Raw genomic sequence first — 15,013 nt, 5'->3', positions numbered from 1 at the left:
TATATAGTTAAAGTATGTCCGATCGGAGGAAATCTATGTTTCCACGAATTTTGGCAACAATCCTTCTTATTGCGTATTCATGCGGTTTTGCGCATTCGCAAAGTAAAAAAAGGACCGAATCGTTTCCGCTGTGCGAGAGTAGGCATCTCGGCGGCGGTGAACTCCTCTACCTCGCGCGAAACGGGCGTGAATTGTGTTGGAGACATCTGGGCAAACGAGAACTCAACGGTAGCGACGCCGCAATTCGAGGAACAAGCTACAGATTTGCTTATATATTCGGGGATGAGAATTTACCCGAAACCTTCGACCCCATCTTCAACGTCAAAATCATGGCAGTGCGGAAGGATGGAGACACGAGAGAAAGCATCGTTGAACTCTATCGCGATCGCATCGAAACATTGTGCCGGCGAGTAGGGCCTATCGAGCAGCGTGGCCGCTTCGATAACCGCGAATATGATCGGAAGGCCGTGAACGGCCATAGCGTAAATAATTACCACAAGAATGTGAGCGGCACGCCCGGGCCCGACTTAAGCGGCTTCCACATCTGGTTTCTGAATGCGCGTGATCGATGCGAAAAGACAGATTCTCCTGAACTGAAAAAGCTTTTTGCGCTCTACGATACATCGATTGGCAATCCAGATCCTGGGTTATTTGTGCGGCTAAAGCGGGCGCTCGGAGTGGGCAGTGCCATTGCAGAGGCCAGCAGTTACCGGCGAATCTCAATCGAGATAGGCAGGGGCAGCTTCAGGGGCAACGTGCACTCAGCCAGCTTTGCTGTTCCCGCACATGGCGAGCACAAGATCGAAGTCAACGACCTCTCCACTTATCTGCCGGGCGATTTCGGCCGCCGCCGTCCGCGCATTGCATTCACTTTGGTAGAGTAGGGCGGCAGCGATGGAAGCAATCGCTAGATTTCTTCGCGATATGCTGGATGGCTTTCGTTACCTTCACACATTGGCGCGCACCGTGAAAATAAGCCCAAGGCATATGACAACGTTCACGCAACATGCCGCATATAACGCCTCCGCATTCAGTGTAATTGCCGCTCTCCTACTCGTTTCCATCGGCTTCTATACTCCGAACGCAACTGTCGGTGTGGGCACAGCGGTCCTGTCCACAATTCTGGCTCTCGCATTTGTTGGTTTCGTCGGATATTTCGTCAATATTATTGAACCAGCTGACGGGGTGTTCGTAGATGACGGCGACCTCCCGGCTCCAGTTCTTGGCCTTGCCAATAAATGGGCCACCTATTTTGCGCTGAATTTTTTTACGATGCTCGTTGTATTCATCGGCGTAAATGGCCTGACCAGCATGGTTACCGACAATAGGCGATCTGCAGTCGGCTATCTGATGGATGCTGACATTACCTATCATTGGGCAGCGTTAGTGGTCGTAGGAATTTGCGCCCTCCTCGCAACCGCCATTGTGTTTGCCTGCTGCCGGACCGCGCGCAAAATTCATGACGGCCTGACTACGACGCTCACAATCTTCATTCTAACGAACGCCGTATGCGGAACCCTCTTCTATTTCCTGCATTTTTCAGCATTTGTCTGAGCGCGACTTTGCAGCTGGAGCAGCCTAATCGGCTGTCGGCAGGCGGCGCATGGTGAACTCGATTTCATCGTCCGGGCGCTCGGCCCAGCTTTCGATAGCCGTCCAATAGGCCTGCTTCGGCCAGCGGTCGAACCACTCGCGTGCTTTCACCCGCGCCGCTTCCCGCGGCAGAACGAATGTCTCGCGCAGAAAACCATCTCGCGTCAGGCGCTCGCCCGTCGCGCGGCCTTTGTCGAGCCGGGTTTTGAGACTATCCAGCGATGGACGTGCGGGCACTTTCAAGAAAAGAACTCCTTGACCGTCCTTGCCTGAACTTTAGAGAACGGCGGCTGAATTGACGAGTCCCGAATGAAAGGCCGCCTCCGCGCGGGCGGCTGCCGGGTAAGGAGACTGCCTCAGATGGAACGCCCCGAATTGCCGCCCGGCCTGCCCGACGACATTGAAGTCAAAAAGGAAGCGGCGAAAAGCTGGTTCGAGGAACTGCGGGACCGCATCTGCGCTGCCTTTGAGACCCTTGAGGATGAACTGACCGGGCCGCTCGCCCACCGGGCGCCCGGCCGTTTCGAACCCGAGAAGTGGCTCCGCGACGAGGGAGAGGGCGGCGGCGGAACAATGTCGATGATGTATGGCCGCGTGTTCGAGAAGGTCGGTGTACACACATCGACGGTCTTTGGCGAATTTTCGCCCGAATTCCGCAAGCAGATCCCGGGCGCGGAAGACGATCCCCGCTTCTGGGCCTCCGGTATCTCGCTGATCGCCCACCCGCAGAACCCCTGCGTTCCGGCGGTTCACATGAACACGCGCATGGTGGTAACGACGTCGCAATGGTTCGGCGGCGGCGCAGACCTGACGCCGGTGCTCGACCGCCGCCGCAACCAGGAGCACCCTGACAGCCTGGCCTTTCACAAGGCGATGCGTTTTGTCTGCGACAAGCACCGCGGTGTCGCCGACTACGACCGTTACAAGGCCTGGTGCGACGAATATTTCTACCTGCCTCATCGCGATGAACCACGCGGCATTGGCGGTATCTTTTTTGACTGGCTGAAGTCCGGCGATGACGCTGGCGGTTGGGACGCCGATTTCCGCTTCGTCCAGGATGTGGGCCGTACATTCGCGGTGGTTTATCCGCACATGGTCCGCGCGAATTTCAACGAGAACTGGACGGAAGCCGACCGCGAGGAGCAGCTCATTCGCCGTGGCCGTTATGTCGAGTTCAACCTGCTTTACGACCGGGGCACGATTTTCGGGCTCAAGACCGGCGGCAATGTGAACTCGATCCTGTCGAGCATGCCACCCGAGGTGAAATGGCCGTAAGGCCACTCAGCCGTGGCGGCAATCGCACCTGAGCGAGCCGAGCGGCAGATCGCCGAGTTCGGCCGGTGTCATACGCTCCAGAGCGGGATGCGCGAGCGGGTCGCAATGCCAGTCTTTACCGCGCTCGGCCCGGCTCCGCGGTCGTGCTGACCGGAACATACTCCAGATTATCTGCAGCATTTTTGTCGGCTCCTTTTCCAATACGCCCAAATTTCCGCCTGAAAAGCCCAAATTTCAATGGAGAATTGCTCCGTCGCGATATAGAAAACCTATATGAAAGACCTGAACCGGCTGCATCTCAACGGCTTGCGTGCACTGGAAAGCTGCGGCCGGCTGGGCTCGCTGAAGGCTGCGGCATCCGAACTCGGCGTGACCGTGGGTGCGGTGAGCCAGCAGATCATTCGCGCCGAGGAGCAGCTTGGCCGGCAGGTTTTCGAACGCAGCACGCGCGGGCTCGTACCGACGCGCTTCGGCCGAGAGTTCCTGGCGCGGCTGACAACCGGTTTCGCCGCGCTCGATCAGGCTGTCGCTTCGGCCGCCCAACATCCGGATGACGTGCTGACCATTTCCGTCGCGCCGGTGCTCGCCTCGAAATGGCTGGTACCGCGCCTCAGCGATTTCATGGCGAAACACCCGGGCATACAGGTCAGGCTCGACGCAACGGTGCAGCTCATCGACCCGGCAACTTCCGACATCGACATCGCGATCAGGGTCGGCCCGGGCGGCTGGCCGGGCGTGACAGCCGAGCCGCTGCTGGAACAGGAGATATTCCCCGTCTGCGTGCCGGCACTGGCGCAAAGGCTGCATCATCCATCCGACCTCGCCGGAGTGCCCATCGTCGCCGATTTCAATTCCACGCTGCCCTGGCAATTGTGGCTCGATGAATTCGGCCTGTCCGAAGGCGACCTGACCTTCGGCAACACCTATGCCGACGCCGCGCTCGCGCAGGATGCCGCGATCGCCGGGCAGGGTGTCATGCTGTCATGGCAAACGCTTGCCGAGTATCCGCTGCGCATCGGCGCGCTGGTTGCGCCCTTCCGCCACCGCGCGCCGACCGGCATGCACTATTGGGCGGTTACGGCCACCTCGCGGCATGAGGACCCGAAGGTTCGCAGCTTCAAGTCGTGGATCAAAACCCAGCTGGGCGAAACCCGAAAAATGTTCGCACAGCAGCTCTGAATATTGGCGGCAACTCCTGCTCTCGCCGCATTCTGTGTTATGGTCGGAACATCCGAACGGAGCCAAGGAGGAACCAATGAAGACCTATCATTGCGGTTCGCTGGTGCCCGGGTGCGACTGGCACACCCGCCACGAAGAAGAGGCGGAGGTGATGCGCCGCGCGGTGGAGCATATGCGCGAAGCGCATGGCGAAACGAATATCCGCGAAACCATGGTGGAAGCGATCCGCTCCCGCATCGCCACTGCGCGCGACGCGGCTTAGCTCTGCGTAACAATTTCCGCGGCGCGTTTCAGAAGCGCGTCGCGGCTCAGCGAGAAATTGCTCTCCATCCACTCGCTTTCCAGCGATTTGAGAATTGTACCGAGCGACTTGCCGGGCATTAGCCCGGCCGCCAGAAGATCGTTGCCTGTCACCGGCATAGCCGGCTTTTCCCAGGCCGCCAGGAAAGCGAGCAAGCGCCGGTAACCCGCCGCGGTGCCGGCGTCCGATTTCGCCTGCGCGCCGGCAAACGACAGGCGCATGCGATCTGTGAGACCGCCCACCTTGCCGCGATATGCCATGCGGGCAAGTTCCGCCTCTCCGCATTCGGCAGCCGGCGATGCGGCATTCGCCCAGGCCTGCAACCTTTCGGCCTCCGCATTCGAGAGTTTTAACCGCTCCGCCAAGCCGACGAGCCGCTTCGCGTCCGGCGGCACAATCGCGGCCAACCTGAGCAGCGGATCGGGCTTCCAGCCCTCCGCACCCTCGGCATCGACCAGACCTGGCACGGCATCGATGCCCCACTTCTCACTTTCCGGCAGCACACGCGTGAGAACGCCGGCCTGGCGCATCCACAAGAGTGCGCGTGAGGGATCGGGCGCAGACAGCAGCCGGCGCAATTCGGACCACACCCGCTCGGCCGAAAGCCCGTCGAGTCCCGACTTCAAACGCGCCGAGGCCTTGATGCCGTCGGCGTCAGGACGCCCGGCTCCATACCATGCGAAAAAGCGGAAAAAGCGCAGGATCCGCAGGTAGTCTTCCTTGATACGCTCGTCGGCGTCGCCGATGAAACGCAGCGTACGGCTTTGAAGATCCGCCAGCCCGCCGACGAGATCGATCACACGCCCGTCGGCCTCGGCATACATCCCGTTGATCGTGAAATCGCGCCGCTCCGCATCGCGCTTCCAGTCGCGGCCGAACGCGACACGTGCGTGCCGTCCATCGGTTTCGATATCGGCGCGCAGCGTCGTCACCTCATAGGCCGTACCGTCGGCGATCACCGTGATCGTGCCATGTTCCTTGCCGGTCGGCACGGTCTTGAAGCCCGCGCTTTCGGCCCGCGCGATCACGGCGTCCGGCAGATTGGTCGTGGCTATATCGACATCGGTTACCGCCTCGCCCAGAAGCGCGTTGCGCACGGCGCCGCCTGCAATGCGCGCCTCCTCGCCGCCGGCCGACAACACCGACAGCAGTTTCTGCAGGCCGGCGTCGCCCAGCCAGGGCGCTTGGGCGATAGATACATCGCTCACAGGTAAAGCCTCTCGTAGAGCTGGCGGATGATTCCGGCCGTCACACCCCAGATATATCTTTCGCCGAACGGCATCTCGTAGAAAAACCGCTCGCGCTTGTTCCACACCCGGCTTTGCCGGCGGTGGTTGGCCGGGTCCATCAGAAACGCCAGCGGCACCTCGAATGCCGCATCAACCTCATGCGGATTGATCGTGAGGTCGAAGCCGGGGCGCACGACCGAAAGCACCGGCGCGATGCGAAATCCGGAACCCGAAACATAATCGGGTAACCGACCGATGATATCGACATGAGCGCCGTTGAGGCCGATCTCCTCGTCGGCCTCGCGCAGAGCCGCATGCTCCGGCGAAGCGTCTTCGGGATCGATCTTGCCGCCCGGAAAGGCGATCTGCCCCGAATGGCTGCGCAGCTTCTCCGTGCGCTGCGTGAGGATTACGGTTGCGCCCTCATCATGATCGACAACCGGGATCAGCACGGCGGCATCGCGCAACCCGGGCCGAACGATCATGTCGCGAAGATCGGGGTTAAGCCGGTGATCGCCGAAATCGTCGTCCACCGCCCCGGACGCGCCGGACGCGCGGCGGCGAAAATCCTCCGCCGAAAACGATCCTGTGGCGGCAGTGTCCATTCAGGCGCTCAGGCGTTTCAGCGTTGCCACCGGCATGACCGGAAAAACCTCGCCGCTGGAGCGCACGCAAAACATTGTCTCACCGTCGATTTCGACCTCCTCGCCGATCTCGACGATCTGATACATCACCGGCCGCGCCACCAGAGCTTCAAGCCGTCCGCGCACATGAAGATAGGGCTTCAGTCCGCCGGTTCCGTCTTCGTCGACAAACCGCAGCCTATGGCCTGGCCCAGCCTCGATCACGTCGCCCACATTGGTACGAAATGTAAGCACCTGATTCGTCCCCTGCCCCGAAACATCCATCTCCACGGCGACAAAAGGCGCGTCCTCGACCCGGATGCCGACCTTTTCCACAGGGGTCACGAGATACGTTCTGCCGTCCTCATCCTTGCGCAGAACGGTCGAGAAGAGTTGCACAAGCGCTGCCCGCCCGATCGGCGAACCCATGTAGAACCACGTGCCGTCGGCTTTGATCTCCATGTCGAGATCGCCGCAGAATTCGGGGTTCCAGCGCTCGACCGGCGGCAGGCCTTTGCCGGCGCGCGCCGCACGCGCGATCAGTGCCTGCAGCCCGGCGGTATCCCCGGCCGCTGCAAGGCCTTTCATGGGGTCTGTTCGGTCGGCCATCGTCACGAAATAGTCACTGTCATCGCGCTTGTCAGTCCCGAAGGCTGATTTATGTTCAACTTGTGCGCACCGCAACATAGGGTGAGTCGCGCCAATTTGAGACGACATGCCTGCCGGGCCGGCGGCTCGAGGGCTTCCGTTGAAAGGATTGAAGGGGCATGAGCGTCATCGTCAAGGACAAGGCTCCGACCGAAAAGGAGATGATCGCCGAGGCCGAAAAGGCACTGGCGGATATCGCCAGGGTCAAGGGCGCGGTCGGTGATGTCATTTTCGGTCAGCACGCCGTTGTGGAGCGTACTTTGGTGGCGCTTCTTGCCGGCGGCCACGCGCTGCTGGTGGGCGTGCCGGGTCTCGCCAAGACCAAGCTTGTGGACACGCTGGGCACCGTGCTCGGTCTCGATGCCAACCGGATCCAGTTCACGCCCGACCTGATGCCGTCCGATATCCTCGGCTCCGAGGTGCTGGAGGAAAACGAGGCCGGCAAACGTGGCTTCCGTTTCATTTCCGGGCCGGTCTTCGCGCAGCTGCTGATGGCCGACGAGATCAACCGTGCAAGCCCGCGTACGCAGTCGGCGCTGCTGCAGTCGATGCAGGAATATCACGTCACCGTCGCAGGCCGCAGGCACGACCTTCCTTCGCCGTTCCACGTGCTTGCAACACAGAACCCGCTGGAGCAGGAAGGCACCTACCCGCTGCCGGAAGCGCAGCTCGACCGCTTTCTGATGCAGGTCGACATCTCCTATCCCGAGATCGAGGCCGAGCGCCGCATCCTGATTGAAACCACGGGCGCCGACGAGGCTCCCGCCGAAAACGTCCTGACGGCGGCACGGCTGCGCGAAATCCAGCAGCTGGTTCGCCGTATGCCGGTGCCGGAAACCGTAGTCGAGGCGATCCTGTCGCTGGTCCGCTCCGCGCGCCCCGGCCAGGGAAATGAGGAAACCGACCGTCAGGTTGCCTGGGGACCGGGCCCGCGCGCCAGCCAGGCGCTGACATTGTGTGCCCGTGCCCGTGCCCTTTACGACGGGCGGCTGGCGCCGTCCGTGGACGATGTCCACGCGCTGGCCGAACCCGTTCTCCAGCACCGCATGGCTTTGACATTCGCGGCCCGCGCCGAAGGTACAAGCGTTCGTGACGTGATCGCCCGTCTGGTCAGGGCACAGGGCTGAGGCTGGGCATCTGATGGCGCCGGTCGGCGGAGCCGCAGCCCCCGTTACCACAACCGACGCGCTCGCGCGCGGGCGGCTGCGCGCCTCGCTGGTTCCCGATCTGCTGGTAGAGGCGCGGCGGGTGGTCAACACCGTCATCGCCGGCTGGCACGGACGCAGGCGCCGTGGCATCGGCGAGAACTTCTGGCAATTCCGGCCTTATGTCGACGGCGAGTCGCACGCGCGCATCGACTGGCGTCGCTCGGCCCGTGACGACCACATTTATATCCGCGACCGGGAGTGGGAGGCCGCGCACACGGTCTGGCTTTGGGCCGATCCTTCACCGTCGATGCTTTACCAGTCGGCAGGCGCGAGTGTTTCGAAACAATCGCGCGCGCTGGTGCTTGCCCTGGCACTGGCCGAACTCTTGTCGCGCTCCGGCGAGCGCATCGCCTGGCCCGGTGTGACCGACCCTTTCGCGGCCCGCGACGGCGCCGAGCGGCTGGCGGCGCGCCTGGCGCACATTCAATCGCCCTCGGCGCGGCCCGAGATGGCGCACATCCGCCGCTTCTCCGACATCGTCGTAGTCAGCGACTTTCTGGACCCGGCGGAAGAAACGCAGGCCTGGCTCGGCCCGCTGGCCCAGCGTGGCGTTCGGGCCCATCTGGTTGAGGTTGCGGACCCTGCGGAAGAGACCTTTCCTTATGCCGGCCGTACGGAATTTCACGATCCTGAAACCGGCGAGCGGCTGACCGCAGGGCGCGCCGAAACGCTGGGTGCGGACTACCGCCGGCTCTACCTCGCGCGCCGGACCGAGCTCGATATGTGGTGCAAGCGGTTGGGCTGGAGCTATACCGTCAATCACACGGACCGGCTGGCGTCGGAGGCACTGGTCAAGGTACATATGGCCATGACAGTCGATCCGGGCCTCGGCCACGGGGTGCACTCATGAGCTGGCTTCCGCTTAGCTTCGGTGCACCGGCCGTCCTGTTCGGCCTGCTGCTTCTGCCCGTCATCTGGTGGCTGCTGCGCCTCACCCCGCCGCGCCCGCAGCTTGAGCTGTTTCCGCCGCTGCGCATTCTGGCGCGGGTCGTCCGCCGCGAGGAAACGCCGCATCAGAGCCCGTGGTGGCTGACATTGCTGAGGCTTCTCATGGCCGCGCTGGTCATCCTCGCACTGGCCGAACCGGTGTACAATCCGCGCGAAAACGTCTCGACCGGAGGCAGCGCGGTCGCCATTGTCATGGACAATAGCTGGTCCGCAGCCACCGACTGGGAACGCCGCGCCGCAACGGCATCCCGTTTCATCGACGACGCCGCTGACGCCGGCGTGCCGGTCATTCTGGCGTTCACCGCCGAACCGTTGAATGCAGAGATCGGTCCATTCGACGCGGGTGCAGCACGCGACCGCCTCAACGCCATCAAACCGCAGCCCGTACCGCCCGACAGACCGGCCGTCTACGCCCGCGTCGCCGGCGCGCTTGAGGCCGTTCCGGGCGCGTCTGTCGTCATCCTCACCGATGGCCTTGCCGAACCGGGCGACCGGCAGGCATTCGAACAGCTGCTCGGGGGCGACATCTCAAGCCTGGTTTGGGTCGAACCCGACAGCCTGCCCATGATCGGCTTGAGGACGGCCGAAAACAACGCCAGAGCCTTCGAGGTCTCGGCCGTCCGCCTACCGGGCGACCCGGTACCCGCTGCAGCAACAGTCGGGGCCTTCGATGATCGGGGGCGCCGGATCGCCGACGCAACCCTGAGCTTCGGGCCGGCGGATTCGCAGGCTGTCGCCCAGTTCGAAGTCCCCTTCGAACTGCGCAACGATTTCGCCTCGATTGCGATTGACGGTCAGGCCCAGGCAGCAGCGGTACGTGTGCTCGACGAAAGCTCCAAGCGCCGCCGGGTCGGTCTCATTTCGCAGGCCGAAGGCGACCAGGCACAGCCCCTGTTGTCGCCGCTATTTTACATCGACCGCGCCCTCGCGCCCTTCGCCGATCTCGTGGAGGCTGAGAGTGCGGACCTTACGGAAGCGATCCCCGCGCTTCTTGAGCGCAAACCGGCGATGATCGTGATGGCCGATGTCGGCACGCTGCCCGATGAGGCCCGTGCTCAGCTCATCGAGTGGATGGAGGGCGGCGGTACGCTGGTCCGCTTCGCCGGCTCCCGGCTGGCCGCGGCCGAAAACGACGAAGACATGCTGCCGGTGCGCCTGCGCCTGGGTGAACGGCAGCTGGGCGGCTCGCTGTCATGGACCGAACCGCAGCCGCTCACCGAGTTCCCCGCTTCCGGCCCATTTGCCGATTTGACACCGCCCAACGAGGTGACGGTCAGCCGCCAGGTTCTGGCCGAGCCGACACCCGATATCGTCGAACGTTCATGGGCAACCCTGGCCGACGGCACTCCGCTGGTAACCGGCGCCAGCCGCGGAGACGGTACTCTGGTGCTGTTCCATGTCACGCCGCAGGCGACATGGTCCAACCTGCCGATCTCCGGCACTTTTGTGGAGATGCTGCGCCGGCTGGTACAGCTTTCGCGCAATCAGGGCAGCGCCGAGGCCGGCCCCGAAGGCGCCCGCGAAGCTCTGCCGCCCTACCGCATGATCTCGGCGGACGGCCAGCTGGTGCCGCCCTCGCCCGAAGCTCGGCCTCTCGAAATCATGTCCGACGAACAGCCGGTCACCATCGAAAATCCGCCGGGCCTTTATGGCGGTGAGGAAGGCGTGTTCGCCCACAACCTGCTCGGCCGCGAGGCGGCGCTGCTGCCGATCGACCGTCCGCAGACCGGCATTCCTGTGTCCAGCGCCGCTTACGCCTTTGATGAATCGCAGGAGCTTCGTGGCTTCCTGCTGGCAGCGGCCTTGATATTCATGATCCTCGACATGCTCGCCGTGTTCTGGATGAGCGGCGTGTTCGCCGCCGCGCGCGTTCGCCGCCGCGCGGCCAATGCCACTGCCACCCTTGCAATTGCCGCCCTGGCGTCCGGCCTATGGGCGCTGGCGCCCTCCCCCGTTCTGGCCGACGACACGCGCCCCGGCGATGCCGAAGCCATTGCCGCCATCACCGAAACACGCATCGCCTATGTGATCACCGGCGACAGTTCCGTCGACGCGGTGAGCCGCGCCGGCCTAACCGGCTTGTCGCGTTTCCTGACCGAAAAGACCGCGCTGGAACCCGGCGCGCCGGCCGGCGTCGATGTTGAAACCGACGAGCTCGCATTTTATCCGCTGATCTACTGGCCCATCGACCCCGCCGCCCAGATGCCGAGCCCGGACGCCGTGGCCCGCATCGACGCATATATGCAGCAGGGCGGCACCGTGCTGTTCGACACACGCGACCAGTACTCCACCGGCTTCGGCAGCGACGGCGCGAGCGCGGCCACGCAGCGCCTGCGCGATATTCTGGCGTCGCTCAATATTCCGCCGCTGGAGCCGGTTCCGCCGGACCACGTGCTCACCAAGGCGTTCTTTATCATGCAGGAATTCCCCGGCCGCTACACCGGTGGCCCCCTCTGGGTGGAATCCTCGCTCGACGCGGACAACTCCGAAAACCGACCGGTACGCACCGGCGACGGTGTTTCGCCGATCATGATCACAGCCAACGATCTCGCTGGTGCCTGGGCGATCGACAATAATGGCCGGCCATTGCTGCCGACGGTACCGTCCGATCCGCTGCAGCGGCTGTGGGCGCTGCGCGGCGGCGTCAACATCATGATGTACATGCTCACCGGCAACTACAAATCGGACCAGGTGCACGTGCCGATCCTGCTTGAGAGGCTCGGCCAATGAACTGGTCGGTTTCCTTCGATCCGCTGATCCCCTGGCTGGCGCTGGCGGTCATCGCCGTTCCGGTCATTGCTATCGCGATCTTCGGTCTGTTCCTGCGCCAGCGCGGTGCGCTGCTGCGCCTCGTGGGTGTCGTGGCGCTCGCCGTCGCAGTCGCGAACCCGGCGCTGCTTGCCGAGGAACGCGAACCGCTGAAAAGCGTTGTGGCTCTCATCGTAGACCGCAGCCAGAGCCAGGACATCGGCGACCGGGAAGCAACCACCGACGCTGCGCTCGCCGAACTGCAGGCAAGGCTTGGCCGGTTCGGCCAGTTTGAGGTGCGCACGGTCGAGACCGGCCGCGCCAGCGCGGCCGACGAACGTACGCAGACGCGCCTGTTCGGCGCGCTGGAAAGCGCGATGCGCGATGTCCCGCCTTCCCGCGTAGGTGGGGCGGTCATGATCACCGACGGTCAGGTACATGACATTCCCGAAAACGCGACCACCTTTGGCGGGCCGCTGCATGCGCTGATCACAGGCGAGGAAGACGAAAGCGACCGCCGCATTCGCTTTGAGCTCGCACCGCGTTTCGGCATCGTCGGCCGTGAGATGGAAATGACCTACCGCGTCATCGGCGCCGCGGGCGAGGCCGGCGAAATCGACGTGCGCGTCAGCGTGAACGGCGAACAACGCGGTATCCGCACCGCCGTTATCGGGCAGGAGATGGGGCTGACCACGGCGATCACCCACGCTGGTCGCAACATTGTCGAGCTTTCGATAGAACGCGGCAGCGAGGAACTGACCGACAGCAACAATCGGGCGATAGCCCTGGTCGACGGCATTCGCGAAAATCTGCGTGTGCTCCTGGTTTCGGGCGAGCCGCATGCGGGCGAGCGCACTTGGCGTAACCTGTTGAAGTCGGATGCATCGGTCGACCTCGTGCACTTCACCATCCTGCGCCCGCCCGAAAAACAGGACGGAACGCCGATCAACGAGCTGTCGCTGATCGCCTTTCCGACGCGCGAACTGTTTGTCGAAAAGATCAACGATTTCGACCTGATCATTTTCGACCGCTACCAGCACCGCGACGTGCTGCCGATCCTCTATTACGACTACATCGCCGAATATGTGGAAAACGGCGGCGCGCTGCTGGTGGCCGCAGGGCCGGAATATGCGGGCGAACAGTCGATCGCACGAACCCCGCTGATGCCGGCACTGCCCGCGCTGCCCACCGGCGAGGTAGTGGAAGAAGCGTATTTCCCGCGCCTGACGGAGACGGGCGCACGCCACCCCGTCACGCGCGGACTGGAAGGCTCTGCCATCGAGCCACCGAACTGGAGCCGCTGGTTCCGGCTTATCGGCACCTCGGAACCGCAGGGCCAGGTGGTGATGAAGGGTACCGGCGAAGCGCCGCTGTTGATACTCGACCGCCGCGGCGAAGGCCGGGTCGGCATGCTTCTCTCCGATCACGGCTGGTTGTGGGCTCGCGGTTTCGAGGGCGGCGGGCCGCATGTCGCGCTCTACCGGCGCGTTGCTCACTGGCTGATGAAAGAACCGGAGCTTGAGGAAGAGCGGCTGACTGCCGGCGGCCGCGGCATGATCCTCGAGGTACGCCGCCAGACGATGGGAGACGAGGCCGGCGACGCACAGGTCATTTCACCGTCAGGCGAGACCTCCAGTATCGCGCTCACGGAAGAACGTCCGGGCCTTTTCACAGGTGCAATGGAGGTTGACGAAATCGGCCTCTATCAGGTTGGCAATGAGGACCTCTTCGCACTTGCCCATGTCGGTCCGGTCAACGCGCCGGAATTCGCCGACGTCGTATCGACGGCTGAGCGGCTGGCGCCGGTGGCGCAGGCGAGCGGCGGCTCCGTGCGGCATATCGGAACCGGGCTGACCGGCAGTATCGATCTGCCGGGCATCGTGCCCGTACGCGGCAACGGCACCACGTCCGGCCGCGACTGGATGGGGCTTCGAACGACCGGCGACAGCATCCTGAAATCGGTCAGCCGCGTGCCGCTTTTCACCGGGTTCTTCGGCCTGGGGCTGCTTCTCTTCGCGCTCGGCGCGATGTGGTACCGCGAAGGGCGGTAGCCTAAACCCGCTCCATCGCCAGCGCGATACCCTGCCCGACGCCGATGCACATCGTTGCCAGCGCCCGCTTGGCGCCGCGTTCCTTAAGCTCCAGGGCAGCCGTTCCCGAAATCCGCGCACCGGACATGCCGAGCGGGTGGCCAAGTGCAATTGCACCGCCATTCGGATTCACATGCTCCGCGCCCTCGGCAATACCGAGTTCGCGGAGCACAGCAATGCCCTGGGAGGCAAAAGCTTCGTTGAGTTCGACAACATCGAAATCCGTCGGCTTGATACCGAGGCGGGCACAGAGCTTCTTTGTGGCCGGTGCAGGGCCGATACCCATGATGCGTGGCGCAACGCCCGCAGTCGCCCCGCCGAGAACGCGTACGATCGGCGTCAATCCGTATTTCTTCGCGGCCGCTTCGGAAGCGACGATCAAAGCCGCCGCGCCATCGTTGACGCCGGATGCGTTGCCGGCTGTCACCGTGCCACCTTCCTTCTTGAAGGGCGTTCCAAGCTTGGCGAGCGCTTCGATGGTCGTGCCTGCGCGCGGATGCTCATCCTTGTCGACGACAATCGGATCGCCCTTGCGCTGCGGGATCGTGACCGGTGTAATCTCTTTTGCCAGCCGGCCGTTCTCCTGCGCCGCCACTGCCTTGGCCTGGCTGCGCACGGCAAATGCGTCCTGGTCGGCACGGCTGACCTTGAACTCCTCGGCGACATTCTCGCCGGTCTCCGGCATGGAATCGACGCCATATTGCTTTTTCATCAGCGGATTGATGAACCGCCAGCCGATGGTGGTGTCGTAAATCTCCGCATTGCGCGAAAAGGCGGTGTCGGCCTTCGGCATCACGAAGGGCGCACGGCTCATGGATTCCACACCGCCCACAACGACGATCTCGGCTTCCCCTGCCTTGATGGCGCGGGCCGCGATGGTCAGCGCGTCCATGCCAGATCCGCAGAGCCGGTTCACCGTGGCGCCGGGAATTGCCTCCGGCAGCCCGGCCAGAAGCAGCGCCATGCGCGCCACGTTGCGATTGTCCTCGCCCGCCTGGTTCGCGCAGCCGAAGATCACATCGTCCACGGCCTCCCAGTCCACACCGCCGTTGCGCGCCTTCAGCGCAGCAAGCGGAATGGCGGCAAGGTCGTCCGCGCGCACCGACGACAAAGCGCCGCCGAAGCGCCCGATTGGGGTGCGGATGTAGTCGCAGATAAAGGCTTCGGCCAT

Annotated in this window: 14 protein-coding genes; 9 read left to right on the top strand and 5 right to left on the bottom strand. The window is 63.4% G+C overall.

Annotation, left to right across the window (positions count from 1 at the left end; genetic code table 11):
- The first annotated feature begins 35 nt into the window (after positions 1-35).
- Together EP165_RS09185 and EP165_RS09180 are read left to right on the top strand one after the other, a co-directional pair.
- The gene (locus EP165_RS09185; RefSeq protein WP_127521676.1) at positions 36-884 is read left to right on the top strand and encodes a hypothetical protein; all 849 of its coding nucleotides are present in this window, start codon (positions 36-38) and stop codon (positions 882-884) included.
- A gap of 10 nt (positions 885-894) precedes the next feature.
- The gene (locus EP165_RS09180) at positions 895-1,554 is read left to right on the top strand and encodes a hypothetical protein (RefSeq protein ID WP_127521674.1); all 660 of its coding nucleotides are present in this window, start codon (positions 895-897) and stop codon (positions 1,552-1,554) included.
- Positions 1,555-1,578: 24 nt separating this feature from the next.
- On the opposite strand, the gene EP165_RS09175 is transcribed toward EP165_RS09180, so the two are convergent.
- Positions 1,579-1,836 carry a hypothetical protein gene (locus EP165_RS09175; RefSeq protein WP_127521672.1) on the bottom strand — a complete coding sequence of 86 codons (258 nt, stop codon included), beginning with the start codon at positions 1,834-1,836 and terminating at the stop codon, positions 1,579-1,581.
- A 117-nt stretch (positions 1,837-1,953) separates the two neighbouring features.
- Here EP165_RS09175 and hemF point away from each other — a divergent pair, with 117 nt between their 5' ends.
- The 3 genes from hemF (at position 1,954) to EP165_RS09160 (ending at position 4,309) form a co-directional block, all read left to right on the top strand.
- Positions 1,954-2,868 carry an oxygen-dependent coproporphyrinogen oxidase gene (hemF, locus tag EP165_RS09170; RefSeq protein WP_127521670.1) on the top strand — a complete coding sequence of 305 codons (915 nt, stop codon included), beginning with the start codon at positions 1,954-1,956 and terminating at the stop codon, positions 2,866-2,868.
- A 273-nt stretch (positions 2,869-3,141) separates the two neighbouring features.
- Entirely contained in the window at positions 3,142-4,047 is a 906-nt protein-coding gene (locus EP165_RS09165; RefSeq protein WP_127521668.1) for a LysR substrate-binding domain-containing protein, read from the top strand.
- A gap of 76 nt (positions 4,048-4,123) precedes the next feature.
- Positions 4,124-4,309 carry a DUF1059 domain-containing protein gene (locus EP165_RS09160; protein ID WP_127521666.1) on the top strand — a complete coding sequence of 62 codons (186 nt, stop codon included), beginning with the start codon at positions 4,124-4,126 and terminating at the stop codon, positions 4,307-4,309.
- Here EP165_RS09160 and EP165_RS09155 read toward each other — a convergent pair.
- The 3 genes from EP165_RS09155 to EP165_RS09145 are packed head-to-tail and all read right to left on the bottom strand — an operon-like array spanning position 4,306 to position 6,788.
- Complete coding sequence (locus tag EP165_RS09155; RefSeq protein WP_127521664.1) at positions 4,306-5,556, bottom strand: CCA tRNA nucleotidyltransferase; 1,251 nt, start codon at positions 5,554-5,556, stop codon at positions 4,306-4,308. The two genes, EP165_RS09160 and EP165_RS09155, sit on opposite strands and share 4 nt — an antisense overlap.
- Positions 5,553-6,182 carry a CoA pyrophosphatase gene (locus EP165_RS09150; protein ID WP_127521662.1) on the bottom strand — a complete coding sequence of 210 codons (630 nt, stop codon included), beginning with the start codon at positions 6,180-6,182 and terminating at the stop codon, positions 5,553-5,555. The genes EP165_RS09155 and EP165_RS09150 overlap by 4 nt, the downstream gene beginning before the upstream one ends.
- A complete protein-coding gene (locus tag EP165_RS09145; RefSeq protein ID WP_501981666.1) occupies positions 6,183-6,788 on the bottom strand; it encodes a DUF1285 domain-containing protein in 606 nt (201 codons plus the stop codon).
- A 179-nt stretch (positions 6,789-6,967) separates the two neighbouring features.
- Here EP165_RS09145 and EP165_RS09140 point away from each other — a divergent pair, with 179 nt between their 5' ends.
- From EP165_RS09140 to EP165_RS09125, 4 genes are read left to right on the top strand one after another with little or no spacing between them, the layout of a single operon-like run.
- A complete protein-coding gene (locus EP165_RS09140) occupies positions 6,968-7,975 on the top strand; it encodes an AAA family ATPase (RefSeq protein WP_127521658.1) in 1,008 nt (335 codons plus the stop codon).
- A 13-nt stretch (positions 7,976-7,988) separates the two neighbouring features.
- A complete protein-coding gene (locus tag EP165_RS09135) occupies positions 7,989-8,906 on the top strand; it encodes a DUF58 domain-containing protein (RefSeq protein ID WP_127521656.1) in 918 nt (305 codons plus the stop codon).
- Positions 8,903-11,734, top strand: coding sequence for a DUF4159 domain-containing protein (locus tag EP165_RS09130; RefSeq protein WP_127521654.1), 2,832 nt, complete (start codon positions 8,903-8,905; stop codon positions 11,732-11,734). Before EP165_RS09135 ends, EP165_RS09130 begins: the two co-directional genes overlap by 4 nt.
- A complete protein-coding gene (locus tag EP165_RS09125) occupies positions 11,731-13,803 on the top strand; it encodes a hypothetical protein (protein WP_127521652.1) in 2,073 nt (690 codons plus the stop codon). Before EP165_RS09130 ends, EP165_RS09125 begins: the two co-directional genes overlap by 4 nt.
- A gap of 1 nt (position 13,804) precedes the next feature.
- Here the strand turns inward: EP165_RS09125 and pcaF are convergent, their stop codons facing one another.
- The gene (gene pcaF, locus EP165_RS09120) at positions 13,805-15,013 is read right to left on the bottom strand and encodes a 3-oxoadipyl-CoA thiolase (protein ID WP_127521650.1); all 1,209 of its coding nucleotides are present in this window, start codon (positions 15,011-15,013) and stop codon (positions 13,805-13,807) included.

Source organism: Mesorhizobium sp. Z1-4 (genome assembly GCF_004000235.1).
In the GTDB taxonomy this organism is placed as follows: domain Bacteria; phylum Pseudomonadota; class Alphaproteobacteria; order Rhizobiales; family Rhizobiaceae; genus RCIO01.
Note: the sequence above shows the minus strand (reverse complement) of the source record. Positions and strands in the feature narration are given on the sequence as shown.

What these genes read in the sequence shown, in the direction of transcription:
- EP165_RS09140 (WP_127521658.1), top strand. Translation starts at nt 6,968, where the DNA reads ATGAGCGTCATCGTCAAGGACAAGGCTCCGACCGAAAAGGAGATGATC.
- hemF (WP_127521670.1), top strand. Translation starts at nt 1,954, where the DNA reads ATGGAACGCCCCGAATTGCCGCCCGGCCTGCCCGACGACATTGAAGTC.
- EP165_RS09160 (WP_127521666.1), top strand. Translation starts at nt 4,124, where the DNA reads ATGAAGACCTATCATTGCGGTTCGCTGGTGCCCGGGTGCGACTGGCAC.
- EP165_RS09125 (WP_127521652.1), top strand. Translation starts at nt 11,731, where the DNA reads ATGAACTGGTCGGTTTCCTTCGATCCGCTGATCCCCTGGCTGGCGCTG.
- EP165_RS09150 (WP_127521662.1), bottom strand. Translation starts at nt 6,182, where the DNA reads ATGGACACTGCCGCCACAGGATCGTTTTCGGCGGAGGATTTTCGCCGC.
- EP165_RS09165 (WP_127521668.1), top strand. Translation starts at nt 3,142, where the DNA reads ATGAAAGACCTGAACCGGCTGCATCTCAACGGCTTGCGTGCACTGGAA.
- EP165_RS09180 (WP_127521674.1), top strand. Translation starts at nt 895, where the DNA reads ATGGAAGCAATCGCTAGATTTCTTCGCGATATGCTGGATGGCTTTCGT.
- EP165_RS09185 (WP_127521676.1), top strand. Translation starts at nt 36, where the DNA reads ATGTTTCCACGAATTTTGGCAACAATCCTTCTTATTGCGTATTCATGC.
- pcaF (WP_127521650.1), bottom strand. Translation starts at nt 15,013, where the DNA reads ATGGCCGAAGCCTTTATCTGCGACTACATCCGCACCCCAATCGGGCGC.
- EP165_RS09130 (WP_127521654.1), top strand. Translation starts at nt 8,903, where the DNA reads ATGAGCTGGCTTCCGCTTAGCTTCGGTGCACCGGCCGTCCTGTTCGGC.
- EP165_RS09135 (WP_127521656.1), top strand. Translation starts at nt 7,989, where the DNA reads ATGGCGCCGGTCGGCGGAGCCGCAGCCCCCGTTACCACAACCGACGCG.
- EP165_RS09145 (WP_501981666.1), bottom strand. Translation starts at nt 6,788, where the DNA reads ATGAAAGGCCTTGCAGCGGCCGGGGATACCGCCGGGCTGCAGGCACTG.